This is a genomic window from Cupriavidus sp. 05N39 (genome assembly GCF_056397325.1).
The window spans coordinates 1-7,766 of sequence record NZ_JBFTNE010000176.1; the positions used below are offsets into that span (position 1 = coordinate 1).

The 7,766-nt window shown below is 65.1% G+C and carries 6 protein-coding genes; 1 reads left to right on the plus strand and 5 read right to left on the minus strand.

Annotation, left to right across the window (positions count from 1 at the left end):
• Positions 1-52: 52 nt before the first annotated feature.
• From clpX to mnmC, 4 genes are all read right to left on the minus strand, one after another.
• Positions 53-1,327 (minus strand): ATP-dependent Clp protease ATP-binding subunit ClpX, encoded by a 1,275-nt coding sequence (clpX, locus tag AC1DN0_RS39405; RefSeq protein WP_045237782.1) that lies wholly within the window; start codon positions 1,325-1,327, stop codon positions 53-55.
• Positions 1,328-1,573: 246 nt separating this feature from the next.
• On the minus strand, positions 1,574-2,224 hold the full coding sequence (gene clpP / locus AC1DN0_RS39410) for an ATP-dependent Clp endopeptidase proteolytic subunit ClpP (protein ID WP_006160857.1): 651 nt from the start codon (positions 2,222-2,224) through the stop codon (positions 1,574-1,576).
• Positions 2,225-2,297: 73 nt separating this feature from the next.
• Complete coding sequence (gene tig / locus AC1DN0_RS39415; RefSeq protein ID WP_035870974.1) at positions 2,298-3,659, minus strand: trigger factor; 1,362 nt, start codon at positions 3,657-3,659, stop codon at positions 2,298-2,300.
• A 227-nt stretch (positions 3,660-3,886) separates the two neighbouring features.
• On the minus strand, positions 3,887-5,923 hold the full coding sequence (mnmC, locus tag AC1DN0_RS39420) for a bifunctional tRNA (5-methylaminomethyl-2-thiouridine)(34)-methyltransferase MnmC2/FAD-dependent 5-carboxymethylaminomethyl-2-thiouridine(34) oxidoreductase MnmC1 (protein ID WP_477146524.1): 2,037 nt from the start codon (positions 5,921-5,923) through the stop codon (positions 3,887-3,889).
• Positions 5,924-6,156: 233 nt separating this feature from the next.
• On the opposite strand from mnmC, the gene AC1DN0_RS39425 reads away from it, so the two are divergent.
• The gene (locus AC1DN0_RS39425) at positions 6,157-7,014 is read left to right on the plus strand and encodes a 23S rRNA (adenine(2030)-N(6))-methyltransferase RlmJ (protein WP_045237785.1); all 858 of its coding nucleotides are present in this window, start codon (positions 6,157-6,159) and stop codon (positions 7,012-7,014) included.
• A 22-nt stretch (positions 7,015-7,036) separates the two neighbouring features.
• Here AC1DN0_RS39425 and AC1DN0_RS39430 read toward each other — a convergent pair whose 3' ends face one another.
• The gene (locus AC1DN0_RS39430) at positions 7,037-7,582 is read right to left on the minus strand and encodes an AAA family ATPase (protein WP_441634887.1); all 546 of its coding nucleotides are present in this window, start codon (positions 7,580-7,582) and stop codon (positions 7,037-7,039) included.
• Between the last annotated feature and the right edge of the window lie 184 nt (positions 7,583-7,766).

Consider the following 7,766-nt stretch of genomic DNA (forward strand, 5'->3'; position numbering starts at 1 on the left):
GCCTTTAGGACTCGCTGCCGGCCTGAGATCGTCATAAGCGCCGGCGTTCGCGTCAGTTCGAACCAGCCACCTTCGGCTGTTCCTCATACATCAGCAACGGCGGAGCGTCCCCGGTGATGGTGTTCTCGTCGATCACCACCTTTTGCACGCCCTTGTAATTGGGCAAGTCATACATCACATCCATCAGCGACTGTTCGAGTATCGAACGCAAGCCGCGTGCACCCGTCTTGCGACGGATCGCCTTGCGGGCAATCGCGGACAGCGCGGCCGGACGGATTTCCAGCTCCACGCCTTCCATCGCCAGCAGCTTCTGGTATTGCTTGATCAGCGCGTTCTTGGGCTCGACCAGGATCTGCATCAGGGCGGCCTCGTCCAGCTTGGCCAGCGTCGCCACCACCGGCAGGCGGCCGATCAGTTCCGGGATCAACCCGAACTTGATCAGGTCTTCCGGCTCGACCTGCGGCAGCACCTCGCTGGCCTCGCGCTCTTCCTTGCTCTGAACCTGCGCGGCAAAACCGATGCCGGTCTTGTCCGAGCGCTGCATGATGACCTTTTCCAGGCCGTCAAACGCGCCGCCGCAGATAAACAGGATGTTGGTGGTATCCACCTGCAGGAAGTCCTGGTTCGGATGCTTGCGGCCGCCCTGCGGGGGCACCGAAGCCATCGTACCTTCGATCAGCTTGAGCAGAGCCTGCTGCACGCCTTCACCGGACACATCGCGGGTGATGGACGGGTTATCCGACTTGCGCGAAATCTTGTCGATCTCATCGATGTAGACAATGCCGCGCTGTGCCTTTTCCACCTCGTAATTGCAGTTCTGCAGCAACTTCTGGATGATGTTTTCCACGTCCTCGCCGACATAGCCGGCTTCGGTCAGCGTGGTGGCATCGGCGATCACGAACGGCACGTTCAGCAGGCGCGCCAGCGTTTGCGCCAGCAACGTCTTGCCCGAGCCGGTGGGCCCGATCAGCAGGATGTTGCTCTTGGACAACTCGACGTCGTCCTTCTTGCCGAGGTGCTTCAGGCGCTTGTAGTGGTTGTACACCGCTACGGCCAGGATCTTCTTGGCCTGCTCCTGCCCGATCACGTACTGATCCAGGCTCTCGCGGATCTCGTGGGGGGTGGGGAGATCGGACTTGGCCGAGGCGCCCGCATCCTTGTCGGATGCGGCTGCCTCGTCGCGGATGATCTCGTTGCACAGATCGATGCATTCGTCGCAAATGAACACCGACGGGCCGGCGATGAGCTTCTTTACCTCGTGCTGGCTTTTGCCGCAGAACGAGCAGTAAAGGAGCTTCTCACTGGATGAACCTTTTTTATCCGCCATAGGAATCAGTCACATTAGCAGTGTGCGTGCCGCAGTGCCGGAGCGCTGCGGGGATACGCTTCAAACGCATCATACGCCAAAAAAATTGGCGCGGCGGGTAGACCCCCACGCTGTGGGGCAAAAGCAAAAAACGAGGCACAAGGCCTCGTTTCTGCATAGCCTTCTTCGTTGCGGCCGGACGGCGATACCCTAAGGATCACCGCCCGGCCCCTGCCCGGCCCGCCTTGCGGCAGCCGGGCCGGTCTGTCAGGCACGGCGGGTGAGCACCTTGTCGATCAGGCCGTAGTCCACTGCCTGATCGCCGCTCATGAAGTTGTCGCGATCGGTATCGCGGGCAATCTTCTCGACCGGCTGGCCGGTGACTTCCGACAGGATCGTGTTGAGCCGCTCGCGCAGGTACAGGATCTCGCGGGCCTGGATCTCGATGTCCGAGGCCTGGCCGCGCGCGCCGCCCAGCGGCTGGTGGATCATGATGCGCGAGTTGGGCAGCGCCGAACGCTTGCCCTTGGCGCCAGCCGACAGCAGGAACGCACCCATGCTGGCTGCCATGCCCATGCACAGCGTGGCCACGTCCGGCTTGACGAACTGCATGGTGTCGTAGATGGCGAGGCCAGCCGACACCGAGCCACCCGGCGAGTTGATGTAGAGCGAGATGTCCTTGTCGGGATTCTCGCTTTCCAGGAACAGCAGCTGTGCGACCACCAGGTTGGCAGTCTGGTCGTTGACTTCGCCGACCATGAAAATCAACCGCTCCTTCAACAGGCGCGAGTAGATGTCATAGGCGCGCTCGCCCCGGCCGGACTGCTCAACCACCATCGGCACCAGCCCCAGTCCCTGCGTTTCCAGGGCGGAGGCCTGCGTGGTAGCCAGACGGTCAAGCAAATCATTGCGGGTCATGCAAGTTCTCCTGGAGTTCGGTAAGAGACAAGGCTGTGGCCGGCGCGCCATGCGCTCCGGCCACGGGCCAGGCTCAGGCCTGCTGAGGCTGGTTGTTGCCTTCGGCAGTCAGTTCCTCGAAGGACACCGTCTTTTCGGTGACCTTGGCCTTGTCGCACACGAAATTTACCACGTTGTTTTCCAGCACGTAGGCTTCCATCTCGGCCAGGCGCTGCTGGTCACCGTAGTACCAGCGCATGACTTCCTTCGGGTCTTCGTAGCTCTTGGCGAAGTCCTCGATCTCGGCCTTGATCTGGTCGGCCTTGGCGTCCAGGCCGTGAGCCTTGACGATCTCGGCCAGAATCAGGCCCAGCTTGACGCGGCGCTCAGCTTGCTGGGTGAACATCTCGGCCGGAATCGGCATGTCCTTGGCATTCGGCATGCCGCGCTGTTCCAGGTCGCGGCGAGCCATTTCCACCAGGCGCTCCTGGTCTTGCTCGATCAGGGCCTTCGGCACTTCCAGCTCGCTTGCCTTCAGCAGCGCGTCCATGACCTGGTCCTTCAGCATGGCGTGCGTGCGGCGCTTGACTTCGCGCTCCAGGTTTTCGCGGATGTCGGCGCGCATCTTCTCGACGCTGCCGTCGGCGATGCCCAGCGACTTGGCGAACTCGTCGTTCACTTCCGGCAGGTGCGCCCACTCGATTTTCTTCAGCGTGACGGTGAACTCGGCGGTCTTGCCGGCCACTTCCTTGCCGTGATAATCCTCGGGGAACGCCAGCGGGAAGGTCTTGCTTTCGCCAACCTTCAGGCCCAGCGCAGCTTGCTCGAACTCGGGCAGCATGCGGCCTTCGCCCAGCACGAAGGCGAAGTCGTCAGCCTTGCCGCCGGGGAATTCCACGCCGTCGATCTTGCCGACGAAGTCCAGGGTCACGCGGTCGCCGTTCTGGGCGGCCACTTCACCGCCGCCGTCGCCGTGCTCGCCGGCTTCGCCACGGGTGTGGTAATGCACGCGCTGCTTGCGCAGGATGTCGATGGTCTTGTCGACTTCGGCATCAGTGATTTCGGTCTTGGTGCGGGTCACTTCGGCGCCGGCCAGGTCGCCCAGCTTGACTTCCGGATAGACCTCGAAGGTTGCGTCGAAGGCCACTTCGTCTTCGTTCACGCCGTCGGTCTTGACCTCGAACTTCGGCTGGCCGGCAACCTTCACATCCTGCTCTTTGGTGATGTCGAAGAACTTGCGTGCAGCCTTGTCGAAGCGGACTTCGAATTCGACTTGCTGGCCGTACTGCTTCTCGACCATCTTCATCGGTACCTTGCCGGGACGGAAGCCGGACATCTTCACCGTCTTCGACAGGCGAACCAGACGTTCCAGCTTTTCCTTTTCGACTTCGGCCTTGGGAATGGCCAGGGTCACCTTGCGGTCCAGTTTGCCAAGGTTTTCAATGACATTCGACATGGTCGTTGATCCAATCCAGAAATGTTGTTGTGTTCGTAAGCGCACCCCGCTCGCGTGCCCGACAAGACACAGGCAAAGCGACGGCAAATGCCGATGCCCGGTACGCGGGCGCTATCGAAAACTGCGGGTACGCGCGGAAAACCGACGAACCCGGAGCATCCGGGCGCAGGCCCACGCAAACGGAAAACGGGGATTATCGCACGGTTTTCATTCGGTTCCGGCAGTTTTTAGCCGGGAACCGGCTCGGATGGCGCGGCCGCGCCTTCCGCCTCGCTTGCCACCTGCCCTTGCCGCAAGGCACGGACCAGCAGCCGCGCGGGGTCGATGGCCTCGGCCAGTTCGAGTTCGAGCGGTAAGGGCTCTCCTTCGATTTGGCTGGCCAGCAACTCCGCCCCCAGTGCCGCCCATGTGAGGCCACGCGAGCCATATGCAAGTGCCGCGTAGAGCCCGGAAAGACGAGGGATATCCCTGAGACGCGCGCCGCGAAGCGCGACGGCGTCGCGCGCGGCCTGCGCCTCATCGGCAATGCGGCCGATCAGCGGCAGGCGATTGTGTGAAACACTGCGCACGCCAACGTAGCCGCGCAGGGCCGCCGGATTCAGCCGGGCCGCGGCGGCGGCGAGATCCGGCAATAGCAAGCCCAGCTTGGCAAGATTCTCCGCGTGCACTTCCGGGCGCTCGGCGAGTTCGCCCTGCCCTTCGGCGGCCGGCTCGTAGCTGGAGCCGACCCGCGCACTACCGTCGCCGGCCCTTGGCAACAGATAGCCCGAGCCGGTCACCACGCAGTCCGGCCAGGTGCCCAACTGCTCCACTTGCGCGGCCTCGAGCGTGGTCAGCTGCCCGCGCACGCGGTCGATCGTCATATGGTGCAGCGGCAGCAGGCGCAGCGCCTCGTGCGCGTTGGCGAGGACCATCACCGGCGCCTGCGCCATCACCGCCCCGGCGTCGTCCAAGGCCTGCCAGCCATCCGCGGCACGTACCAGCCGCGCGACCCGGCGGCCAAAATGCGTCGTCACCGCTGCTCCGGCCTGCGCCAGTTGCGCGTGGCAGATGTCGGGCGGCGGCGCCCAGCCGCCCTGCCCGAACCAGAGTCCGCCATGGGGAAYGGCGGCGCCATGCCGGCGCGCGGCTTCCTCGGGCGGCATCCAGCGCGCGAACGCTTCGGGAAACCCCAGCGCGGCCAGCGCCGCCCGCTGGATTCGGGCGTCCTCCGCGTCCGCGCCAATCTGCAGCACGCCGCACCCCTGCCAGCCCGGCGCATGCCCTGCCGCGGCCAATGCCTCCCAGGCTCTCAGAGAGAACAGGTTCCCGGCGCGCGACAAGCGCGACAGGAGGCTGTCGTCCGACGACAGATGCGGGTGCATGGCTGCCGCGCGATGCGCGGAAGTCAGTCGCGCGGGGCCATCATGCGCGTCGAACAGCGTCACACGCCAGCCGCGTGCGGCCAGGCGCTCCGTGACCGCGCAGCCAGCCAGCCCGGCACCGATCACGATGGCGTGTCGCCCGGGCCAGTTAGCGGCGGCTGGCGGGGGATGCCGGCGCTGGCCGCGCGCCGCGGGGAAGCGCGCCACCGTCATATGCCACTTGCTGCCGTAGCCGGTCGCCCGCTTCACCTCGAAGCCAGCTGCCTGCAAGCCGCGCCGGAAAAAACCGGCCGCCGCATAGGTCGCCAGCGTGGCCTCCGGACGCGCCAGCCGGGCGAGCCGCTTCATCAATGGCGGCTGCCACATATCGGGATTGCGATCGGGCGCAAAGCCGTCCAGGTAGAACGCATCGACGCCCAGCGCCAGCCTTGGCAACACGGTATCGATATCGCCGAACGCAAGCGTCAGCACGACCGCCCCGCCCTCGAATTCCAGCCGGTGCAGCCCGGGCAAGGTCAGCGGCCATGCCTGCCGCAACTGCGTGGCCAGCGGCGCCAGTTCCGCCAGGCCGGGCAAATTGGCGTGGACGGCGGCGAGACCGTCGCTGGTGAACGGGTGCTTTTCCACCGACACGAAATGCAGCCGCCGGCAACGCGCGGGATCGGCCCGCCACGCCTGCCACGTCGCCAGGAAGTTAAGCCCGAGGCCAAACCCGGCCTCCAGGATTACGAACTGGTCGCGCCCGCCCCACGCGCCTGGCAAACCGTTGCCCGCCAGGAAAACGTGCCGGGCCTGCTCCAGGCCACCCTCGTCGCTGTGGTAGACATCCCCGTAACGCTGCGAGTATGGCGGGCCCGAGGCGGCGAAAACGGGCTCGGCGAGATCTAAGGCGCGGGTCATGGACAAAACTTGGACAAGGAGGGGACGGAGAACGTCGGACAGGAATGGGTCGGGACAAGACGCTGGCGCGCAGGCCGGGGCACCATGGCGAGCCAAGGCGCCCGGGATGCTAGCGTCTCGCGCGGCACCGCGAACAGCCGTACGGCAGCGCCAGAGCCCGGCGATGGTAGCATAGCGCCCTGTGCCGCCGGCCCGTCCAGGCCGGCATCGGCACGCCCTTTTCCCGCCTCGCCATGCTCAGCTACCGTCACGCCTTCCACGCCGGCAACCACGCCGATGTTCTTAAACACGCCATCGTGGTCCAGTTGCTGGAGCAGTTGAGCCAGAAAGACAAGCCCTTCTGGTATATCGACACGCACGCCGGCGCCGGGCTTTATGCGCTCGACCACGCTTACGCGCAAAAGAAGGGCGAATACGAAACCGGCATTGCCCGGCTGTGGCAGGCCGCCGCCGCCAAGCGGCCCATGCCGACCTTGCTCGAGGACTACCTGGAACAGGTGCGTACCCTTAATCCGGACGGCAGCCTGAAGCACTACCCCGGTTCGCCCTGGCTCGCCTGGCAGATGCTGCGCGACGCCGACCGCCTGCGCCTGTTCGAGTTGCACAGCACGGAAATCCAGGTGCTGCGTGAGAATTTCCGCGGCGCCGGCCGCCGCGTCATGCTTTACGACGGCGACGGCTTCACCGGAATCAACGCCATCCTGCCGCCGCCCCCCCGCCGCGCGCTGGTGCTGATCGACCCCTCCTACGAAGACAAGCAGGACTACGCCCGCGTGCTGCGGACCCTGCAGGATGGCCTGCAGCGCTTCGCCACCGGCATGTACGCCATCTGGTATCCCGAAGTGCAGCGCCGCGAATCGGTGCAGTTGCCGGTGCAGTTGAAGAAGCTGCCGCTCAAAAGCTGGCTGCACGTCAGCCTGCGCGTCAAGCATCCGGTTTCCGGCGGGCTTGGCCTGCACGGCAGTGGCATGTTCATCGTCAATCCGCCGTGGCGCCTGAAGGAAACCCTGGAGGCGGCCATGCCCGCCCTGGTGACGCTGCTGCGCCAGGATGATGGCGCGGGCTTCACGCTGGAAGCCCAGGAAAGCTGATCCTCGCGCCAGCCGCGCGCGCTCAGCGGCGGATGGCCGACTCGACGAAGTCGGCCCGCCGCGCAGCCGGCAAACGCGGCACTTCCAGCAGTTCATAGCCGTAACCGGCATAGACGCTCACCATGGCGTCATAGGTGCGTGCCGCCTCCTGCGGCGATTGCCGGCGTTCCGCATCCCGGCTGTAAATATCCTCCCAGGGCGGCAGGATGAAGACGCAGCGGTGATAGCGAAGCAATCGCGCGGCGGCGTCGATATGCGGCGGCACCGGCAAACCCGACAGGCTCAGGTAGCCGGCCACATCCGGCACGCCGCGATCGAAAAACACCGGTTCGACCCGGCCCGCATGCGCCCGGTGGTTGCGCATCTCGCGCGACAGCATCAACTCGGCGAACAAGCGCGGATCCACCCACGGCAGGCCGGGGCCGTTCACCAGCGTTTGCTCCTGGATAATCTCGCGCCCGACCTCGTCCGAGGTAGCGTATCCCCGGCGCGCCAGTTCGGCGATCAAGGTGGTTTTGCCGGCGCCGGGGCCGCCGGTGAGGATGAAGAACGGAGATGTATCGGTCATCAATGGCAATCAGGATGGGGTCGGTTCAGCGCGCCTGATCTTGGGCGGGGACGGAACCGGCGCCAACGCGGCGCCGTGACACGACAAGCGATTACAGCAGGCACCCCGCCGGTAGGACAAGAATCACTTTGGTCCTTCCCGCCCGTCCGCCATACTGGATATTCCCTTTCACATGCAGCATCGG